The organism is Geodermatophilus obscurus DSM 43160 (genome assembly GCF_000025345.1).
Classification (GTDB): Bacteria; Actinomycetota; Actinomycetes; order Mycobacteriales; family Geodermatophilaceae; genus Geodermatophilus; species Geodermatophilus obscurus.
Genome location: NC_013757.1, coordinates 4863468 through 4882877 on the forward strand (window position 1 = coordinate 4863468; position 19410 = coordinate 4882877).

Here is a 19410-nt window from a genome sequence, read left to right on the forward strand (position 1 = left end):
GTCCCCGGCGCGCGAGTCGGCGCGCCCGGGTTCACCCGATGGACGTGAGCTGGTCCACACCGCGTGACGCAAGCCTCGGCCGCCGTTCACCTGTCGTTCATCGGTGGACGGGGAGGCGTCAACCTCGGTTCCCTAGCGTCGGTCCTCGTTGGTTCCGCGCTGCCCGGCAGAAGGCCTGGGCACCCGTCGAAGGGCCGTTCCTTGAAGCTCAGCACCACCTCGCGCGCCGTCGTCCTCTCGGCTGCGCTCGCCGGCACCCTCACGCTGACCGCGTGCGGCGCCGCCAACGAGGAGACCGCCGGTGGCGGCAGCGCCAGCACCACCGGCAGCTCCACGGAGCTGAGCGGCGCTCTCGACGGCGCCGGTGCCAGCAGCCAGCAGGCTGCCATGCAGGGCTGGACCGCCGGCTACTCGGGCGTGCAGCCCGGCGTGACCGTGAACTACGACCCGGTGGGCTCCGGCGGTGGCCGCGAGCAGTTCACCTCCGGCGGCGTGAACTTCGCCGGCTCCGACGCCGCGCTCGACGAGGAGGAGCTGGTCGCCGCGCAGGAGCGCTGCGCCGGCGGCGAGGTCTTCGAGCTGCCGAACTACATCTCGCCGATCGCGGTCGTCTACAACCTCGAGGGCGTCGACGAGCTCGACCTCTCCCCCGAGGTGGTCGCCGGCATCTTCGACCAGAAGATCACGACCTGGAACGACCCGGCCATCGCCGCCGACAACCCCGGCGTGACGCTGCCGGACCTGCAGATCACCCCGGTGAACCGCTCCGACGAGTCCGGCACCACCGAGAACTTCACCGAGTACCTGGCCGCCGCGGCCGGCGAGGCCTGGCCGCACGAGGCGGACGGCAACTGGCCGGTCGCCGGCGGCGAGGCCGCCCAGGGCACCTCGGGCGTCATCAGCGCCGTCAGCGGCGGCAACGGCACCGTCGGCTACGCCGACCTCTCGCAGGCCGGCGACCTGGGTGTGGCCAACATCGGTGTCGGCGAGGAGTTCGTGACCCCCAGCCCCGAGGCCGCGGCCGCGGTGGTCGAGAACTCCGAGCGGCTCGAGGGCCGGGGCCAGTACGACTTCGCCATCGAGCTGGCCCGCGACACCGCCGAGTCCGGCAGCTACCCGATCGTCCTGGTCAGCTACCACATCGGCTGCATCCAGTACGACGACCAGGAGACCGCCGACCTGGTCAAGGACTTCATGGGCTACGTGATCAGCGAGGACGGCCAGCAGGCCGCGGCGGAGGCGGCGGGTTCCGCGCCGATCTCCGACGCGCTGCGGGAGCAGGCGCAGACGGCCGTGGACGCGATCACCGCGGGCTGAGCACACAATGACCGGTGACGGCCCGGGGTGCCCGACGGCGCCCCGGGCCGCTGCCGGGCCCGGCTCCGGCCGGACACCCGCACCACCACCCGCCGGGTCCCCGGGCACCGGCCGACACACCACGGAGCAGCGGTGAGCAGCACGAGGACCACACCCCCGTCCCCTCCCGGGACCGGCCGGTCGGTCCGCCGTCCCGGCGACCGCGTCTTCGCCGGCACCGCCAAGGGCGCCGGCATCCTCATCCTCGTCATCCTCGCCGGGGTCGCCGCGTTCCTCGTCGTCGAGGCGGTGCCCGCGCTCACGGCCCCGGCCGAGGACATCCCCGGCGACAGCGGGCTGGCCGGCTACGTCGCCCCCCTGGTCTTCGGCACCCTGCTGGCGGCGGTCATCGCGCTGCTGGTGGCCACCCCGCTGGCGGTGGCCATCGCGCTGTTCATCGGCTACTACGCCCCGCGGCGGATGGCCCAGGGCCTGGGCTACCTGGTCGACCTGCTCGCCGCGATCCCCAGCATCGTCTACGGCTTCTGGGGCATCTTCTGGCTGGCGCCCAAGCTGGTGCCCTTCTACGTCTGGCTCGAGGAGGACCTGGGTTTCGTCCCGCTGTTCGCCGGCCCCGCCTCGACCACCGGGCGCACCATGCTGACCGCCGGCCTGGTCCTCGCGGTGATGATCCTGCCGATCGTCAGCGCGATCTCCCGCGAGGCGTTCCTGCAGGTGCCGAGCCTGCACCGCGAGGCCGCGCTGGCCCTGGGTGCCACCCGCTGGGAGATGATCCGGATGGCGGTCCTGCCCTACGGCCGCTCCGCCGTGGTCGGCGGCGCCATGCTGGGCCTGGGCCGCGCGCTGGGCGAGACGATGGCCGTCGCCATTGTGCTGTCGGTCTCCGGCGGCATCACGTTCAACCTGATCAGCAGCGGCAACCCGTCGACCATCGCGGCGAACATCGCGCTGGAGTTCCCCGAGTCCTCGGGCATCGACATCAACACGCTGATCGCCAGCGGCCTGGCCCTGTTCGTGATCACCCTCGCGGTCAACATGCTGGCCCGCGCGATCGTCAACCGCCGCGCCGACTTCTCCGGAGCGAACTGATGAGCCAGACCTCCACCGCGCCGGTCGCCACGGGCAGCAGCGCGCCCGGCGGCCCGCGCCGCGGCGAGCGCGCCCGGCGGCTGCCGAACTGGGCGCCCTGGGCCTGCTTCCTCACCGCCGCCGCCGTCGTCGGGGCGCTCTGGCCCGTCCTCGACCTCAACATCGCCCTGTTCGTGCTCTACACCGTCGTCCTCGGGACCCTGGCGGTGTACCTGCTCACCCGGAGCCTCGAGGGTCCCCGCCGGGCCACCGACCGGCTGGTGACCTGCCTGGTTGTCAGCGCCTTCGGGCTGGCGATGGTGCCGCTGGTCTCGCTGGTCTGGGAGGTGGTCGGCCGCGGCATCGCGCGGTTGGACGGCACCTTCTTCAGCAACTCGATGGTCGGCGTCGTCGGCGAGGGCGGCGGCGCCTACCACGCGATCATGGGCACGCTGGTCATCACCGCGCTGACCACGCTGATCTCGGTGCCGATCGGCCTGATGACGGCGATCTTCCTCGTCGAGTACGCCCACGGGCGGCTGAAGCGGGCGATCACCTTCCTCGTCGACGTGATGACCGGCATCCCGTCGATCGTGGCCGGCCTGTTCGCCTACGCGCTGTTCGCGATCTTCCTGGGCCCCGGCGTCCGGCTCGGCGTCATGGGCGCGATCGCGCTGTCGGTGCTGATGATCCCGGTCGTGGTCCGCTCGGCCGAGGAGGTGCTCAAGCTCGTGCCGAACGAGCTGCGCGAGGCCTCCTACGCGCTCGGTGTGCCGAAGTGGCGGACCATCGTGAAGGTCGTCGTCCCGACCGCCATCGCGGGCCTGGGCACCGGCGTCACCCTGGCGATCGCTCGCGTGGTGGGCGAGACCGCGCCGCTGCTGATCACCCTCGGCATCACCAACGCGACCAACCTCGACCCGTTCGACGGCCGCATGGCGACCCTGCCGGTCTACGCGTACTACCAGCTGACCCAGCCGGGGGTGCCGCCGCAGTTGGCCATCGACCGGGCCTGGACGGCGGCCCTCGTGCTGATCATCCTGGTGATGGGTCTCAACGTCGTCGCCCGCCTCATCAGTCGCTTCTTCGCTCCCAAGTCCGGTCGCTGACCGGCAACCCTGGAGGACCTGCAGTGGCCAAGCGCATCGACGTCTCGGACCTGAACATCTACTACGGCGACTTCCTCGCCGTGGAGGGCGTCAACGTCTCCATCGAGCCACGCAGCATCACGGCCCTCATCGGGCCGTCGGGCTGCGGCAAGTCGACCTTCCTGCGCTCGATCAACCGGATGCACGAGGTCGTCCCGGGCGGGCGCGTCGAGGGCAAGATCGTCATGGACGGGCAGGACCTCTACGGCCCGGACGTCGACCCGGTCGACGTCCGGCGTCAGATCGGCATGGTCTTCCAGCGGCCCAACCCGTTCCCGACCATGTCGATCTACGAGAACGTCGCCGCGGGGATCCGGCTGAACAGCAAGAAGATGAAGAAGTCCGACCTCGACGACCTGGTGGAGCGCTCGCTCCGGGGCGCCAACCTCTGGAACGAGGTCAAGGACCGGCTGGACCGCCCCGGCGCCGGCCTCTCCGGTGGTCAGCAGCAGCGGCTCTGCATCGCCCGGGCCATCGCCGTGGAGCCCGACGTGCTGCTGATGGACGAGCCGGCCTCCGCGCTGGACCCGATCTCCACGCTGGCGATCGAGGACCTGATGGCCGACCTCAAGGAGCGCTTCACCATCGTCATCGTCACCCACAACATGCAGCAGGCGGCGCGGGTGAGCGAGCAGACCGGCTTCTTCAACCTCAACGGGGTGGGCCAGCCCGGCCGGCTGATCGAGTTCAACCCGACCGAGAAGATCTTCAGCAACCCGGACCAGAAGGCGACCGAGGACTACATCTCGGGCCGCTTCGGCTGAGCCGACCTGGTCACGAGGGGCCGGTGCCGGTGATCCCGCGGCGGCCCTCCGCGTCGTGTGCACGCACCGCGCCGTCCGGGACGCCCGCACAGCGACACGTGCACACACCGCTGCCCGGCTGCGGTGCCGTCCTCCGAGCGGGACCGCGCTCAGCAGCTGACGGTGGCGGCGACCGGCTCGGTGGACGGCGTGGCCGGTGACTCGGGAGCCGGCGTCTCCGGCGCCGCCGCCGGCGCGGGGGGCGGCACGACGACCGGGACGACGCTGGAGAAGCCCGGCCCGAGAACCAGCTGGATGCCGCCCCCGGTCGCGTCACTGGGCTGCAGCACCGCCCCGGGGACGGCGGCCGCGACCGTGCGCGCCTGCTCCTCGGCACCGGCGCCGTGCCGCACGACGGTCTCGTTGACCACGCCGAGCTCGTTGCCGACCTGCCCGACCCCGAAGCCCTGGGCGCGCAGCTGGTCGGCCACGGTGGCCGCCAGACCGCCGGTGGCGGTGCCGTTGAGGACGTCGACGGTGATCCCCGCGGGCGCGGCGGTCAGCGGCTGTTCCGCGGGCGTGGTGACCGGCTGCTCGGCGGCCGCGGGAGCCGGAGCGGCTGCCACGGCCGCCGGGTCGGCGGCCTCGGGGGCGACCAGCTCCGCGGGCAGCCGGCCCTCCTCGATCACCGTGTCGAACAGCGAGCGGGTGGTGGCGTCGTCCAGCACGACGTGCGCCTGCTCGCTGCTGGCCGGCACGTAGCCCACCTGGGCGACCGGCAGGCCGATCCGCTGCACCGCGTCGCCGGAGAGGTCGCCGAGGGTGCCGGCGAGGGTGCGCAGGTCGCCGAGGGTGGTGGCCTCGTCGACGGTGAGGGCGTCGGAGGCGCGCGTCAGGAACCCGGTGAGGGTGGCCGGGTTGCCCAGCGTCCCCGCGGACATCGCCGTCCGCAGGGTGGAGGTGAGCACCAGCTGCGCGCGCTCGGCGACCGCCTCACCGGTGACGTCGGCGCCGGCGTCACCGGGAGCCAGGTAGCCCGTGGCGCGCTCCCCCGACAGCTCGCTGGCACCGGCCGGGAGCGGCTGCGCCGACGCGGCGACGGCGGGCGTCGCCGCGGGCAGGCAGACGGCGACACCGCCGAGCGCGTCGACCATGCCGGGCAGCCGGGCCAGGTCGACGCCCAGGTAGTGGTCGACGCGCAGACCGGACAGCTGCTGCACCGCGCGCACCGTGCAGGACGGCCCTCCCTCGAGCAGGGAGACCGCGAAGGACTCGGTCACGGCCTCGCGGACCTCGCCGTCGGCGCGGATGCAGGTGGGGGTGTCGACCAGCGCGGTCGGCGGGATGCTGACCAGGACCGCGCGCTGCTCGTCGGCGGTGACGTGCGCCAGGAGGGTGGCCACGGAGGCGGGACCCTCCTCGCCGGGCAGTCCCGTGCCGACGACCAGGTAGGTGGCCGCACCCTCCTGCAGCCCGGGAGCGAGCACCTCCGCACCGTCGGGCGTCAGCGCCTGGACCCGCTCGATGCGCTGGTCGACGTGGAAGTACAGGCCCAGGTGGTAGGCGAGGACGACGCCGACGAGGGCGGCGAGGCCCGTCGCGACGCGGACCAGCCGCCGGCGGCCGGGGGTCCGGGCGGCACGGCGGGCGGCCCGGCGCTCGCGGGGCGAGGGCGGCGCCATCCGGGTCGCGCCGGACAGCGGGGCGTCGCGGCCGGGGATCGGGGGCAGCGGCGCGATCGGGCGGGACGGGCGGTGGCCGGTCCCGTCCTCGAGCGGCGGGAAGAGCGGCACGGACGGCCGGGCCGACAGCGGCACCGGCGGCAGGCCGCTGCGCGGCGCCTGCGGCGCGGCCGGGTCCTCCTGCTGCGGGACGACAGCGGGCAGCGGGGGGACGGTGGACGGCGTCCCGGAGGACGCCGGCACGCCACTGGCCGACCCGCCCGGGACCGGCGGCAGACCGCACTGCGGCGTCGGGGTGTCGCCGGCTGCGCGCGGGACGTCGCCGGCGCGCCGTCCGGAGGGTGCGCGCACCGCGTTCCGGACCGCCGGGGTCTCCTCGGGGGGGACCGGGGGCAGGCCGCGCCGGCGTTCGGGGGTCTTCTCGCCGGCGGCGAGGGGCAGCGGGATCTCCCCGGTGCGGGCGGCACGGCGCCGGCCCACCTCGCCGCCCTGGCGGGCGATCAGCTGCTCGACGGTGATCGGTTCACGGGCCGGCGACCCGTCGCTCGAGGGAGGGGACGGCGCAGCGGGGCGACGCCGGCCGCGGAGACGCCCGGACGAGCGGGCCTCCCCTGCGTCGTCGCTGGTGCGCTTGTTCCCCACCTGTGCCGACTTCCCATCGTCGAACCGTCGCCCTGGCGGGCACCGAAGCTCCCGCCTCGCGCGCGGTGGTACCGCTGCGCAGTCGGGCAGTCACCCACCATACGGGCGCAGGGCCTCCTGCCCGGGTCGGACGCGCGGGGATCGGCGGGCAGGTCACCCGGGCCCGTCGTAGCGTCCCCGAGGTGAAGCTGCCGTTCGTCCCGGGCCCGTCCGACGTGATCTCCGCGGTGGAGGGGGTCCGCGAGGGCGTGACCGAGGCGCTGGCGCTGGTACCACGGCTGGTCACCCTCGTCGGGCGCGTGGAGTCGCTGCTCGACCGGGTCACCGCGGTCGTCGACCGGGTCGAGGGGGTCGTCGACCGTGCCGACGCAGCGATCACCGCCGTCGGCGCCACCAACCAGAAAGCCGACCAGGCGATCACCGCCGTCGGCGCCACCAACCAGAAAGCCGACCAGGCGATCACCGCCGTCGGCGCCACCAACCAGAAAGCCGACCAGGCGATCACCGCCGTCGGCGCCACCAACCAGAAAGCCGACCAGGCGATCACCGCCGTCGGCGCCACGAACCGGAAAGCCGACCAGGCGATCACCGCCGTCGGCGCCACCAACCAGAAAGCCGACCAGGCGATCACCGCCGTCGGGGGCACCATCGCCCGCTCCGACGGTGCCGTCTCCGGGGCCGAGGGGCTGATCGGCCGGATGGACCCGATGGTGGACGTCTTCCAGGAACCACTGCTGGCCCTGGCCCCTGCGGTGCGACGCCTCGCGACGAGCATCGACCCCGACGAGGTGGAGGCGGTCGTCGCCTTCATCGACCGGCTGCCGCAGCTCATGACCCACCTCGACGAGGACATCCTGCCGGTGATCGGGTCCCTGGGGTCGGTCGGCACCGACGTGCACGACCTGCTCGACACCATGCAGGACCTGCGGCACGTCATGAAGGGCTTCCCCGGCTCCCGGCTGTTCCGCCGGCGGGGCGCGGAAGAGATCGCGGAGGACGAGGAGCAGGAGGCCGCTGAGGGCCGGTGACGGTCGGGAGCCGGTGCGCCCGGCTCCCGACCGCCGCCGCTCAGGTCTCGGTGGGGTAGCCCAGCGCGCGGACGACGTCGCCGATCCGCTCGTAGGTCTCGCCCTCGGGCAGCCGCCGCAGCTCGTCGACGACGGCGTCGGGCGCCCGGTGGTCCAGGGCCGCCTCGACCAGGTTCGGCCCGTCGCTCGGGAAGTCGGCCCGGTCCAGCCAGCGGGCCAGCTCGGCACGGGCGATGACCGCGTCCTCGGTCATGCCGACCGGCACGCCGCCCACCAGGGTGCCCGTCGGATCTGCCGTGATGTCCGGCTCGCCCTCGGCGACCGGCTCGACCTCGCGCCACTCGTGGGAGCGGGTCGCGTGCTCGGCCTTGAGCATCCCCTGGATCTCGTGCTCGAGCTCCTCGTCCACCCGTGGACTGTGCTTGGTGCTGCGGGCCGCCGTTCCGGCGAACTGGTCTGAGCTCTCGCTCACGGTCCCCCTCCTCCTGGTGCGTCGTCCTGCTGGTGCGTGGTCACTTCTCGTGCAGGGCGCCGGGCTTGTGCACCGCCGTCTTGCCGGTCTTGTCGCTCTCGACCTCGTACTGCGGCTCGTCCTTGCTGGCCTTGACCGTCCGGCCGGCCGCCTCCGTCTCGGAGGTGATCTCGCGCTTGACGGTGCCCTCGACCTCCTGGCCGTGGCTGTTCCAGGTGACGTGGTCACCCTTCTTCACGTCGTCCGACACGTGGACCTCCCGGGTGCTCGGCGCGGCTCCCCCGCCTCTGCCCGGCACAGGGCCGGGACACACATCACCCGCACGGGACCACGGATCACCCGTGCGGGCGCTGACGTCGGCGCATCGATCACGTAGCGTTCCCCTCGACGGAGAGCGTCCCGCCGTTCTCGCTGCTCACAGGGGGGTGAGCGAACACGCAGCGTGACGCCCTCGTCCTCGATCGCCGGCCCGGTCGACCCCATTCCCCCGGGGTCGGCCGGGTCGGCCCACATCTAGGCTGTGTGCCGCCATGCCCGCCGTACCCGTGACCGCCCACGACCCCACCCGGCCGGTCGACGTCCTCACCGTGACCTCGGTCGACGCCGTCACCCCGTCGGTGCGCCGCATCGTGCTCTCGGGCACCCCGGCGGCGGCCGCGGCGGCCGGACCCACGATCTCGCTGCTGGTCCCCCGCGTCGGCGACCCCGCGCCGCGCTGGCCGAGGGTCCAGCGGGACGGGCGGATCGTCTGGCCCGACGGCCCGCACGGGGTGAGCCTGCGCAGCTACACCGCCCGCCGGCAGGACGCCGAGCGCGGCGAGGTGGAGATCGACTTCGTCCTGCACGGTGACGGCCCGGCCGCGGCGTGGGCCGGCGCCGCCGCCCCCGGGACGACGGTGGCCGTCGCCGGCGGCGGCCCCCTGGGGGACCGGCCGGCCGGCTGGCTGCTGCTGGCCGGCGACGAGACCGCGCTGCCGGCGATCACCCGGATCCTGGCCGCGGCCCCGCCGTCCACCCGCGGGGTCGCCCTCGTGGAGGTCGCCGACGCCGCGGAGGAGCAGCCGCTGCCGGCGCCTGAGGGCGTGGCGGTCCGCTGGCTGCACCGGGACGGCGCCCCGCCCGGGGAGGGCACGCTGCTGCCCGACGCCGTCGCGGCGCTGGAGCGGCCGGACGGCGAGGACCTGTTCGCCTGGGTGGGCGCCGAGTCCGCCGCCGTCCGCGCGGTGCGCGCGGACCTGCGCGGCCGGTGGGGGCTGGGCCGGGCGCAGCACCACGCGATCGGCTACTGGCGGCGTGGCCGGGCGATGGGTGGGTGAGGGCTCCAGACTCCTCACAGGGAACGCTCAGCGCTGCCCCAGTCCGGGGCCCCACCCTCGTAGCATGACCACGGCAGCGCGTTCGACAGGAGGTGCTGTGAGCAGCACCAACAGGGGCTCGGCACCCGAGGCGCGCCTCCTCGTGGTGGACGACGAACCCAACATCCGCGAACTGCTGTCGGCCAGCCTCCGCTACGCCGGCTTCGAGGTGGCCACCGCGGCGGACGGGCACCAGGCGCTGGCGATGGCGGCGTCCTTCCGCCCCGACCTCCTGGTGCTCGACGTGATGATGCCGGGCCTGGACGGCTTCGGCGTCGTCCGCCGGCTGCGGGAGAGCGGCCGGCACACGCCGGTGCTGTTCCTCACCGCCCGCGACGCCGCGGAGGACAAGGTGTCCGGGCTGACCCTGGGCGGCGACGACTACGTCACCAAACCCTTCAGCCTCGACGAGGTGCTCGCCCGCATCAGGGCGGTGCTGCGCCGCAGCACCGGGCCGCAGCGCCCGGCGGAGTCCCCCCGGCTGTCCTTCGCCGACATCGAGCTGGACGAGGAGTCGCACGAGGTCGTCAAGGCCGGCGAGGTCGTCAGCCTCTCGCCTACGGAGTTCAAGCTGCTGCGCTACCTGATGGCCAACGCCGGGCGGGTGCTGTCGAAGGCGCAGATCCTCGACCACGTGTGGAACTACGACTTCAACGGCGACGCCAACGTCGTCGAGTCCTACATCTCCTACCTGCGCCGCAAGGTCGACACCACCGAGCCGCGGCTGCTGCACACCATCCGCGGCGTGGGCTACACGCTGCGGCTGCCGCGGGGCACGTGACGAGCCAGCCACCCCTCGGGCGCGCGGCGCCCGCCCCGCGACCGGGACGGGCCCCGCGCTTCCCGCTGCGCATCACCCTCGTGGCGCTGCTGATGGGGCTGGTGGTCATCGCACTCACGGCCACGGGCATCGCCGCGACATCCCTGCTCAAGCGCTACGTGGTCGAGCAGCAGGACCGGCAGCTCGTGTCCACCCTCGCCCGGTACCAGGACCAGCCGTGGGTCGGGGAGGCCTGCGAAGGAGGCAGCCCGTGGCCCCGGGGCGGCGGCCCGCAGTACAGCACGTTCTACGTCGCCTGCCTGTCCTCGAGCGGTCGGATCGCTGACCTGGCCGTCCCGCTCGAGGCAGAGACAGGGAGGGTGACCTTCTCCGGGCGGAACGCCGAGGTGGTGTGGGCCGGCATCGGCCGCCCCGTCACCATGCGGTCGGACGAGGGGCGGCTGTGGCGGCTGCTCAGCGAGGACGTGGGCAATAGAAACACCGTGGTGGTGGCCAGCGACATCGAGGCCGACGGCCAGATCATCGGCCAGCTGGTGCGCATCCAGATGGTGGTCGGGCTCGTCGTGCTGACCGTCCTCGGGGCCGCCGCGTACGTGCTGGTCCGCAACAGCCTGCGGCCGCTGACCGAGGTAGAGCGCACCGCCGCCGCGATCGCCGCCGGCGACCTCTCCCAGCGGGTGCCGGCCGGGGACGACCGCACCGAGGTGGGCCGGCTCGCGACCGCGCTCAACGGGATGCTGTCCCGCATCGAGTACGGCTTCCGCGCGCAGCAGGCCTCCGAGGAGCAGGCGCGCGCCTCGGAGACCCGGATGCGCCGGTTCGTCGCCGACGCCAGCCACGAGCTGCGCACCCCGCTGACCTCGATCCGTGGCTTCGCCGAGCTCTACCGGCAGGGCGCGGTGGGCAGCCCGGAGGAGACCGCCCGGCTGATGCAGCGCATCGAGTCCGAGGGCGCCCGCATGGGGGTGCTCGTCGAGGACCTGCTGCAGCTGGCCCGCCTTGACCAGCAGCGCCCGCTCACCATCACCCCGGTCGACCTGGCCGAGGTCGCCGGCGACGCCGTCCACGACGCCCGCGCCCTGCAGCCCGACCGGCCGCTCACCCTGCACCTGGACGAGTCGCTCAGCGAGGTCCCCGTGGTGCTCGGCGACGAGGCCCGGCTGCGCCAGGTGCTCGGCAACCTGGTGACCAACGCCCTGGTCCACACGCCCCCGACCGCGCCCGTCACGGTCACCGTCTCCGACGAGCCGGCGGCCGGGGACGGGCCGGCGGACGGCGACGACGGCGGCGTGGTCGTGCTCCGGGTGGCCGACGAGGGCCCGGGCATGGCCCCCGAGGACGCCGCGCGGGTCTTCGAGCGCTTCTACCGCGCCGACCCGTCCCGGGCCCGGACGGCGGGCGGCACCGGGCTGGGGCTGGCCATCGTCAGCGCCCTGGTGGCCGCGCACCGCGGCACGGTGCACCTGGACACCGCCCCGGGCCGGGGAGCGGTGTTCACCGTCCGGCTGCCCCGCTCCGGCCCGGGCTCCGCGGTCCCGCCGGTGCCGGACGGCCCGGCGGCCTGAGCCGGCGGGCGGTGCGGTTACCGTCCGCTGGTGACCTCCGACGCGGGCGGGCAGCCCTACGACGCCGACCTGATGGCCGCGGTGACCGAGCTTGGCACGGCCCTGCGGGAGCTGGTGGACGCCTCGGTGCTCACCACCGTCCCGGCCGACGAGCTGCGCGCCGCGGCCGCCGACGCGCGGGCCGTCACCGCCCGCCTGGCCGCCGCACAGCGGCCGACGACGCAGCTGCCCGTGCTCGACGACCCGCTGGTGTTCCGCCGCGTCTACAACCCGGTGAGCGGGGTGGGCAGCGCGCTGGCCCCGCCGGTGCGGATCCGCCGGGTCGAGGGCGGCGTCGTCGGCGAGGCCCTGCTCGGCCCGGCCTACGAGGGCCCGCCCGGCTACGTGCACGGCGGGATCAGCAGCCTGCTCATGGACCAGCTGCTCGGCTCGGCCGCGATCGCCGCGGGGCTGTGGGGCATGACCGTGCGCCTGGAGCTGGACTACCGGCGGCCGGTGCCGCTGTCGACGCCCCTGACGCTGCGGGCGCAGGTCACCGAGGCCGCCGGCCGCAAGTGCGTCGTCACCGGCACGGTCGCGACCGCGGCGGCGCCCGACCGGACGCTGGTCGAGGCCCGCGGCGTCTTTGTCATGCCGCGGCAGGAGCTGCACGCCGACTACTTCGGCGCGATCACCGACGCGTCCGGCCGGCACCGGCCGCCGGGGCGCCCGACGGACGCCACTGCCCTCGCCGACCGGGCGTGAGCGACGTCGAGGTCGCCGCAGCCGCGGCCCGGGCGGCCGCCGCCGTCCTCACCGGGCTGCGGGAGGAGGGGCGGCTCACCGGCCGGGACCTCGGGGACGCCGGGGACGCCGCCGCGCATGCCGCCATCAGCGAGGTGCTGGCCGAGCGCCGTCCCGGCGACGTGGTGTTCAGCGAGGAGGCGGTCGACGACCGCCGCCGGCTGACGGCCGAGCGGGTGTGGATCGTCGACCCCCTCGACGGGACCCGGGAGTACGGCGAGGCGCCGCGTCCGGACTGGGCGGTGCACGTGGCGCTGTGGGCGGACGGCGATCTGGCGGCCGCCGCGGTGGCGCTGCCGGCGCTGGGCGCGGTGCTGGTCACCGACCCCGCGCCCACCGTGCCGGCGCCGGCCGGCGGACGGCCCCGCATCGCGGTCAGCCGCAGCCGCCCGCCCGCGGTGGCCACCACCGCGGCCGCCGCCCTCGACGCCGAGCTGGTGCCGATGGGCTCGGCCGGGTGGAAGGTCACCGCCGTGGTCCGCGGGAAGGCCGACGCCTACGTGCACGCGGGCGGCATGTACCAGTGGGACTCGGCCGCGCCGGTCGCCGTCGCCTGGGCCGCGGGGCTCACCGCCGTCCGGCTGGACGGCTCGCCGCTGGTATACAACGGTCCGGACGCGTGGCTGCCGGACCTGCTGGTGTGCCGTCCGGAGCTGGCCGACCGGCTGCTGGCGGCGGTGCGGGCGGGGTCCCAGCCACCGCCGTAGGGGCATGGCGGAGACTGGGCTCCGGGAATCCTCCCCGGACCGGTGCGGTTGGTGCTGGTTCGAGCCCTGCCCCCGATCCCCGGAGCACCGAGCGCGTGAGCACCCCTGACTACCGGCTCTCCCAGCTGGAGACGCTCGAGGCCGAGTCCGTCCACGTCATCCGCGAGGTGGCCGCGGAGCTCGAGCGCCCGGTGCTGCTCTTCTCCGGCGGCAAGGACTCCATCGTGATGCTGGAGCTGGCCCGCAAGGCGTTCGCGCCGGCCCGCATCCCGTTCCCGGTCATGCACGTGGACACCGGGCTGAACTTCCCCGACGTGCTGGAGTTCCGCGACAAGCGGGTCGCCGAGCTGGGCGTGCAGCTGATCGTCGCCTCGGTGCCCGACGCCATGGCCAAGGGCCTGGTCAAGGAGGAGCCCAACGGCTCCCGCAACCGCATCCAGACGCCGGTGCTGCTCGACGCGGTCGAGGAGCACGGCTTCACCGCGCTGTTCGGCGGCGCCCGCCGCGACGAGGACAAGGCACGTGCCAAGGAGCGGGTGTTCTCCTTCCGCGACGAGTTCGGCCAGTGGGACCCGAAGAACCAGCGGCCCGAGCTGTGGGACCTCTACAACGGCCGGATCCACCTCGGCGAGTCGATCCGGGTCTTCCCGCTGTCGAACTGGACCGAGCTGGACATCTGGCAGTACATCCTCCGCGAGCAGATCGCCATCCCGCCGCTCTACCTCGCCCAGGAGCGGGAGGTGGTCGAGCGGCAGGGGATGCTCTACGCGGTCAACGAGTTCATCCGGCCGAGGGACGGCGAACAGCCGTTCCGGGCGACCGTCCGCTACCGCACCGTCGGCGACGCGAACCTGACCGCCGCCGTCCGCTCGGAGGCCACCACGGTCGAGGAGGTCATCGCCGAGATCGCGGTGACCCGGATGACCGAGCGGGGCGCGACCCGCGGCGACGACAAGGTCAGCGACGCCGCCATGGAGGACCGGAAGAAGGAGGGCTACTTCTGATGGCCTCGACCGCAGGGACCAACGAGATCCCCCTGGACGCCGACGGCGCGGACACCGCCGCCCAGCCCGGCGACCACCCTGTCGACGTGCACTCCCCCGTCGCCGAGCACGCCGTGGAGCTGGCGACCGCGCGCAAGGACATCGTGCGCATCGCCACCGCCGGCTCGGTGGACGACGGCAAGAGCACGCTGATCGGCCGGCTGCTCTACGACAGCAAGGCGATCTTCGAGGACCAGTACGAGGCGGTGGCCCGCGCCAGCAAGGGCGACCACGTCGACCTCGCGCTGCTCACCGACGGCCTGCGCGCCGAGCGCGAGCAGGGCATCACCATCGACGTCGCCTACCGCTACTTCGCCACCCCGCGGCGCACGTTCATCCTGGCCGACACCCCGGGCCACGTGCAGTACACGCGGAACATGGTCACCGGCGCCTCCACCGCCGACCTGGCGATCGTGCTGGTCGACGCCCGCAAGGGCATGGTCGAGCAGAGCCGCCGGCACGCCTTCCTCGCCTCGCTGCTGCGGGTGCCGCACCTGGTCGTCGCGGTCAACAAGATGGACCTCGTCGGCTGGTCGGAGGAGGTCTTCGACACGATCGCCGACGAGTTCAGCGCCTTCGCGGCCAAGCTGAGCGTGCCGGACCTGACCGTCGTCCCGATCTCGGCGCTGCACGGCGACAACGTCGTGACGCACTCGGCGAACGCGCCCTGGTACGAGGGCCCGACGCTGCTCCACCACCTCGAGCACGTGCACGTGGCCAGCGACCGCAACCTCACCGACGCGCGGTTCCCGGTCCAGTACGTCGTCCGCCCGCAGACCGAGGAGCACCACGACTACCGCGGCTACGCCGGCACCGTCGCCAGCGGGGTGTTCCGCACCGGCGACGAGGTGCAGGTGCTGCCCAGCGGCCTGACGACGACGATCGCCGGCATCGACGGCCCGCGCGGCCCGGTGGACGAGGCCTTCTCGCCGATGGCGGTGACGCTGCGGTTGGCCGACGACCTCGACGTCTCCCGCGGCGACCTGGTCGCCAAGCCGGAGAACGCCCCGACGGCCACCCAGGACCTCGACGCGCTCGTCTGCTGGATGGCCGACGAGCCGCTGCGCCCCAGGCAGCGGATCGCGGTCAAGCACACCACCCGCACCGTGCGCGCGATGGTCAAGGAGCTGGCCTACCGGCTCGACGTGAACACGCTGCACCGCGACCGGGAGGCCACCGAGCTCGGGCTCAACGACATCGGCCGGGTGCGGCTGCGGGTCACCCAGCCGCTGTTCGTCGACGACTACACCCGCAACCGGTCGACCGGCCGGTTCATCCTGGTCGACGAGGCCACCAACGCCACCGTCGGCGCCGGGATGCTCACCCCCGCCGGCTGAAGGGCCCCCCTGCCCCCCACCCGCTCGCAGGCTCGCGGCGGGACCCTGCAGGGGGGCCAGGGGGTCCACCCTCAGGCCGCGGCTGCGGGCACCCCGGCCGCCTTCTCCAGCGCCCGGCGGGTGAGCAGCCGGGCGAGGTGGCGGCGGTAGTCCTGGTCGGCGTGCATGTCCGAGGTCGGTGAGGTCCCCTGGTCGGCGAGCGCCGCGGCCTCGGCGATGGACGCGCCGCGGGCGAGCGCCTCCTCGGTCGCGGTGGCCCGGAGGACCGTCCCGGCCATGTTGGCCAACGCGACCCGCCCCTGGACCGCCGCGGCCGCCACGATCGGCCAGTCGTTCTCCCGGCGGGTGAACTTCTCGTAGCCCCACCCCGCGTTCCCCGTGCGGGGCACCCGCACCTCGACGACCATCTCGTCGGGTGACAGCACCGTCTCGAAGAACCCCGTCCAGAACTCGGTGATCGGCACCTCGCGGCGTCCACCGGGGCCCTGGACGACGACGGTCCCGCCCAGCGCGAGCAGCGCGGTCGGCAGGTCCGAGGCGGGGTCGCTGTGCGCGACGGTGCCGCCCAGGGTGCCGCGGTGCCGGACCTGGGGGTCGCCCACCCGGCCGGCCGTGTGCGGCAGCAACGGCACCTCGGTCCGGGCGACCTCGGACCGCTCCAGCTCGTGGTGCCGGGTGCCCGCGCCGATGGCGACCTCGTCACCCTCGGCCCGCACGTAGGACAGGTCCTCGATCCCGCCGATGTCGATCAGCACGGTGGGCACGGCCAGCCGCAGCTTCATGACGGGCAGCAGCGAGTGCCCGCCGGCGAGCAGCTTGGCGTCCTCGCCGTGTTCGGTGAGGGCGGCGACCGCCTCATCGACCGACCGCGCCCTCACGTAGTCGAACTGCGAGGGGATCATGCCTCGACCTCCTGCGCCTGCGGCAGCTGACCGGCCGCCGGGCCGGCCTTCGCGGCGGCCAGCACCGCCCGGACGATGTTGTGGTAGCCGGTGCAGCGGCAGAGGTTGCCCTCGAGCCCCTCCCGGATCTCGCGGTCCGTCGGGTCGGGGTTGTCGGCCAGGACGCCGACGGCGGCCATCACCATGCCCGGGGTGCAGAACCCGCACTGCAGGCCGTGCTCCTCGCGGAACGCCTTCTGCACCGGGTGCATCTCGCCGTCCGGACCGGCCAGGCCCTCGAGCGTGGCCACCTGCCCGCCGTCGGCCTGGGCCGCCAGGACCGTGCACGACTTCACCGACAGCCCGTCCACGATGACGGTGCACGCACCGCACGAGGTGGTGTCGCAGCCGATGTTGGTCGCCTTGAGCCCACAGACCTCACGCAGGTAGTGGGCCAGGAGCAGCCGGGGTTCCACCTCGTCGGTGCGCTGCTGTCCGTTGACGGTGATCGAGATCTGCATCAGTTGCCTCCCTGGGCCTGCTGGACGGCCCGGAACACGCGCATCGGGGTGGTCGGCATGTCGATGTGCCGGACGCCGAGGTGGGCCACGGCGTCGATGACCGCGTTCTGCACGGCCGGGGTGGCGCCGATCGTCCCGGCCTCGCCGATCCCCTTCGCGCCGAGCGCGTTCATCGGGGTCGGCGTGGCCATCTCGACCAGCTCGAAGCTGGGCAGCTCGGTGGCGGAGATGAACGGGTAGTCGGCCAGCGTCGAGGTCGTCGGGTTGCCGTCCTCGTCGTAGAGGACCTCCTCCAGCAGCGCCTGCGCCACGCCCTGGGCGTAGCCGCCGTGCCGCTGCCCCTCGGCGAGCAGCGGGTTGAGGATGGTGCCGGCGTCGTCGACCGCGATCAGCCGGGCGACCTCGGCCTTGCCGGACTCGACGTCGACCTCCACCACCACCACGTGGGCGCCGAAGGGGAACGTCGGCGCCGCGGCGGTGAACCTGGTCTGCACCAGCAGCTGCTCGTCACCGGCGAGCTCGGCGAAGGTGACCCCCGTCCCCGGCGTCCCGCGGACGGCGAGCCCGGCGAGACCCAGGTCGACGACCAGGTCCTCGGGGTCGACCTCCAGCTTCTCCGCGGCCCGCTGCCTGGCCAGCTCGACGAGCTCGCCGGCCGCCTGGTGCACCGCCGCGCCGCCCTGCTGCAGGCTGCGCGACCCCATCGTGCCGCCGCCCTGCGGCACCCGGTCGGTGTCGCCGTGCACGACGGTGATCCGCTCCACCGGGATGCCGAGCTGGTCGCTGGCGATCATCGCCCACGCGGTGGCGTGACCCTGGCCGTGCGGGGAGGTACCGGTGAGCACCGTCGCCGTGCCGTCCGGATGGACCTCCAGCGAGGCGGCCTCCCCGGTGCCGGCGCCGTTGTCGGCGCCGGTGATCTCGACGTACACCGACATCCCGATGCCCAGCTGCCGCGCGTCCCCCCGCTCCCGGCGCCGGGCCTGCTCGGCCCGGAGCTCGGCGTAGCCCGCGGCGTCCAGCGCCCTGTCCAGGGCCGCGGTGTAGTCGCCGGTGTCGTAGGTGGCGCCCATCGGTGTCCTGTGCGGCTCGTTGAACGCCGGCAGCAGGTTCTTCCGGCGCACCTCGGCCGGGTCCATGCCGATCTCGGCGGCGAAGAGGTCGACCGCCCGCTCCAGGGCCGCGGTCGCCTCCGGCCGGCCCGCGCCCCGGTAGGCGCCGATGGACGTCGTCGTGGTGGCCAGTGCGCGCGCCTGGGCGTGCACCCGCGGGAAGCCGTAGACCCCGGAGGCCATCAGCATGGTCAGGGTGGGCAGCACCGTGCCGATCCGGGGGTAGGAGCCGCAGTCCTGGTCCACCACCAGGCTGTACGCCTCGATGGTCCCGTCGCGGCGCCCGCCGATGGTGACCACCTGGTCCTGGGCCCGGCCGTGCAGCATGCCGATCAGGTTCTCCGACCGGCTCTCCGCCCAGCGCACCGGCCGGCCGACGTGCCGGGCCAGCCAGGCGATCAGGGCGTACTCGGGGTCGGCGCCGATCTTGGCGCCGAAGCCGCCGCCGACGTCGGGGGTGATCAGGTGGATCAGGTCGGGGTCCATCTTCAGCCAGTCCCCGAACTGTCCCCGGGCCTGCTGGGCGCCCTGGTTGGTGCACCAGACGGTGACCCGGCCGTCCTCGCCCCAGGCGGCGGCCGCGGCCCGGCTCTCCAGCGGCACCGGCGCCACCCGCTGGTTGACCATCGGCTGGGTGACGACGACCTCGCAGCCGTCGAAGAAGTCCGCCGGCGCGGGTTCGCCGAACGAGGCCATGACGTTGGTGCCCGCCTCGGGGAACAGCAGCACCTCGTCGGAGGCCGCCGCGGCGGTGCCGACCACCGCGGGCAGCGGGTCGATGTCGACGGCGACCATCTCGGCGGCGTCCTCGCCCTGGTACCGCTCCTCGGTGAGGACGACGGCGATCGGGTCGCCGACGAAGCGGACGCGGTCCGACGCCAGCCAGGGTCGGGTCATCGCGGGGTTGACGAACGGGAAGGGCGGTGGGATCGGGATCAGGTCGGCGACGTCCTCGGCCGTGACCACGGCGACCACGCCCGGCGCCTCCAGTGCGGCGGAGGTGTCGACCGACAGCAGCCGGCCGTGGGCGACGGTGGACCGCACGAAGGTCGCGTGCAGCGCCCCGACGAGACGGTCGTCCGCCAGGTCGTCGGTGTACGTCGCGCCACGTGTGAGGAACAACGGGTCCTCCGTGCGGACCACCCGCGTACCGAGGATGCTCATGCGCTCACCTTCCGTGCGATGGGTGATCGCGGTCACTATCGACGACCGAACGCCTCTTCGC

General features: G+C 74.0%; 18 protein-coding genes. 12 read left to right on the forward strand and 6 right to left on the reverse strand.

Annotated elements, in window-relative coordinates:
* The first annotated feature begins 201 nt into the window (after positions 1–201).
* The 4 genes from pstS (at position 202) to pstB (ending at position 4297) form a co-directional block, all read left to right on the forward strand.
* Positions 202–1317: a phosphate ABC transporter substrate-binding protein PstS gene (pstS, locus tag GOBS_RS22765; protein ID WP_012950620.1), complete on the forward strand. Its 1116-nt coding sequence runs from the start codon at positions 202–204 to the stop codon at positions 1315–1317.
* Positions 1318–1449: 132 nt separating this feature from the next.
* Positions 1450–2406 (forward strand): phosphate ABC transporter permease subunit PstC, encoded by a 957-nt coding sequence (pstC, locus tag GOBS_RS22770; RefSeq protein WP_012950621.1) that lies wholly within the window; start codon positions 1450–1452, stop codon positions 2404–2406.
* Positions 2406–3494 (forward strand): phosphate ABC transporter permease PstA, encoded by a 1089-nt coding sequence (pstA, locus tag GOBS_RS22775; protein WP_012950622.1) that lies wholly within the window; start codon positions 2406–2408, stop codon positions 3492–3494. Before pstC ends, pstA begins: the two co-directional genes overlap by 1 nt.
* A 23-nt stretch (positions 3495–3517) precedes the next feature.
* The gene (gene pstB, locus GOBS_RS22780; protein WP_012950623.1) at positions 3518–4297 is read left to right on the forward strand and encodes a phosphate ABC transporter ATP-binding protein PstB; all 780 of its coding nucleotides are present in this window, start codon (positions 3518–3520) and stop codon (positions 4295–4297) included.
* 149 nt (positions 4298–4446) lie between these two features.
* Here pstB and GOBS_RS22785 read toward each other — a convergent pair whose 3' ends face one another.
* Entirely contained in the window at positions 4447–6600 is a 2154-nt protein-coding gene (locus tag GOBS_RS22785; protein ID WP_012950624.1) for an LCP family protein, read from the reverse strand.
* Between the two features lie 182 nt (positions 6601–6782).
* Between GOBS_RS22785 and GOBS_RS22790 the strand changes: the two genes are divergently transcribed.
* Positions 6783–7628, forward strand: a complete 846-nt coding sequence (locus GOBS_RS22790; RefSeq protein WP_012950625.1) for a hypothetical protein — start codon at positions 6783–6785, stop codon at positions 7626–7628.
* A 40-nt stretch (positions 7629–7668) separates the two neighbouring features.
* Here GOBS_RS22790 and GOBS_RS22795 read toward each other — a convergent pair whose 3' ends face one another.
* Both GOBS_RS22795 and GOBS_RS22800 read right to left on the reverse strand, forming a co-directional pair.
* Entirely contained in the window at positions 7669–8100 is a 432-nt protein-coding gene (locus GOBS_RS22795) for a DUF2795 domain-containing protein (protein ID WP_012950626.1), read from the reverse strand.
* A 40-nt stretch (positions 8101–8140) separates the two neighbouring features.
* The gene (locus tag GOBS_RS22800; RefSeq protein ID WP_012950627.1) at positions 8141–8350 is read right to left on the reverse strand and encodes a hypervirulence associated TUDOR domain-containing protein; all 210 of its coding nucleotides are present in this window, start codon (positions 8348–8350) and stop codon (positions 8141–8143) included.
* 280 nt (positions 8351–8630) lie between these two features.
* On the opposite strand from GOBS_RS22800, the gene GOBS_RS22805 reads away from it, so the two are divergent.
* From GOBS_RS22805 to GOBS_RS22835, 7 genes are all read left to right on the forward strand, one after another.
* Positions 8631–9416, forward strand: coding sequence for a siderophore-interacting protein (locus tag GOBS_RS22805; protein WP_012950628.1), 786 nt, complete (start codon positions 8631–8633; stop codon positions 9414–9416).
* A gap of 97 nt (positions 9417–9513) precedes the next feature.
* On the forward strand, positions 9514–10236 hold the full coding sequence (locus tag GOBS_RS22810; RefSeq protein WP_012950629.1) for a response regulator transcription factor: 723 nt from the start codon (positions 9514–9516) through the stop codon (positions 10234–10236).
* Complete coding sequence (locus tag GOBS_RS22815) at positions 10233–11801, forward strand: sensor histidine kinase (protein WP_012950630.1); 1569 nt, start codon at positions 10233–10235, stop codon at positions 11799–11801. Before GOBS_RS22810 ends, GOBS_RS22815 begins: the two co-directional genes overlap by 4 nt.
* A gap of 30 nt (positions 11802–11831) precedes the next feature.
* A complete protein-coding gene (locus GOBS_RS22820; RefSeq protein ID WP_012950631.1) occupies positions 11832–12545 on the forward strand; it encodes a PaaI family thioesterase in 714 nt (237 codons plus the stop codon).
* Complete coding sequence (locus GOBS_RS22825; RefSeq protein WP_012950632.1) at positions 12542–13291, forward strand: inositol monophosphatase family protein; 750 nt, start codon at positions 12542–12544, stop codon at positions 13289–13291. Before GOBS_RS22820 ends, GOBS_RS22825 begins: the two co-directional genes overlap by 4 nt.
* A 95-nt stretch (positions 13292–13386) precedes the next feature.
* A complete protein-coding gene (gene cysD / locus GOBS_RS22830) occupies positions 13387–14295 on the forward strand; it encodes a sulfate adenylyltransferase subunit CysD (RefSeq protein ID WP_012950633.1) in 909 nt (302 codons plus the stop codon).
* Positions 14295–15671 carry a sulfate adenylyltransferase subunit 1 gene (locus GOBS_RS22835; RefSeq protein ID WP_081448964.1) on the forward strand — a complete coding sequence of 459 codons (1377 nt, stop codon included), beginning with the start codon at positions 14295–14297 and terminating at the stop codon, positions 15669–15671. The genes cysD and GOBS_RS22835 overlap by 1 nt, the downstream gene beginning before the upstream one ends.
* Before the next feature lie 71 nt (positions 15672–15742).
* Here the strand turns inward: GOBS_RS22835 and GOBS_RS22840 are convergent, their stop codons facing one another.
* From GOBS_RS22840 to GOBS_RS22850, 3 genes are read right to left on the reverse strand one after another with little or no spacing between them, the layout of a single operon-like run.
* Complete coding sequence (locus GOBS_RS22840) at positions 15743–16573, reverse strand: FAD binding domain-containing protein (RefSeq protein ID WP_012950635.1); 831 nt, start codon at positions 16571–16573, stop codon at positions 15743–15745.
* Positions 16570–17073, reverse strand: a complete 504-nt coding sequence (locus GOBS_RS22845; RefSeq protein ID WP_012950636.1) for a (2Fe-2S)-binding protein — start codon at positions 17071–17073, stop codon at positions 16570–16572. Before GOBS_RS22845 ends, GOBS_RS22840 begins: the two co-directional genes overlap by 4 nt.
* A complete protein-coding gene (locus GOBS_RS22850) occupies positions 17073–19349 on the reverse strand; it encodes a xanthine dehydrogenase family protein molybdopterin-binding subunit (protein ID WP_012950637.1) in 2277 nt (758 codons plus the stop codon). Before GOBS_RS22850 ends, GOBS_RS22845 begins: the two co-directional genes overlap by 1 nt.
* Between the last annotated feature and the right edge of the window lie 61 nt (positions 19350–19410).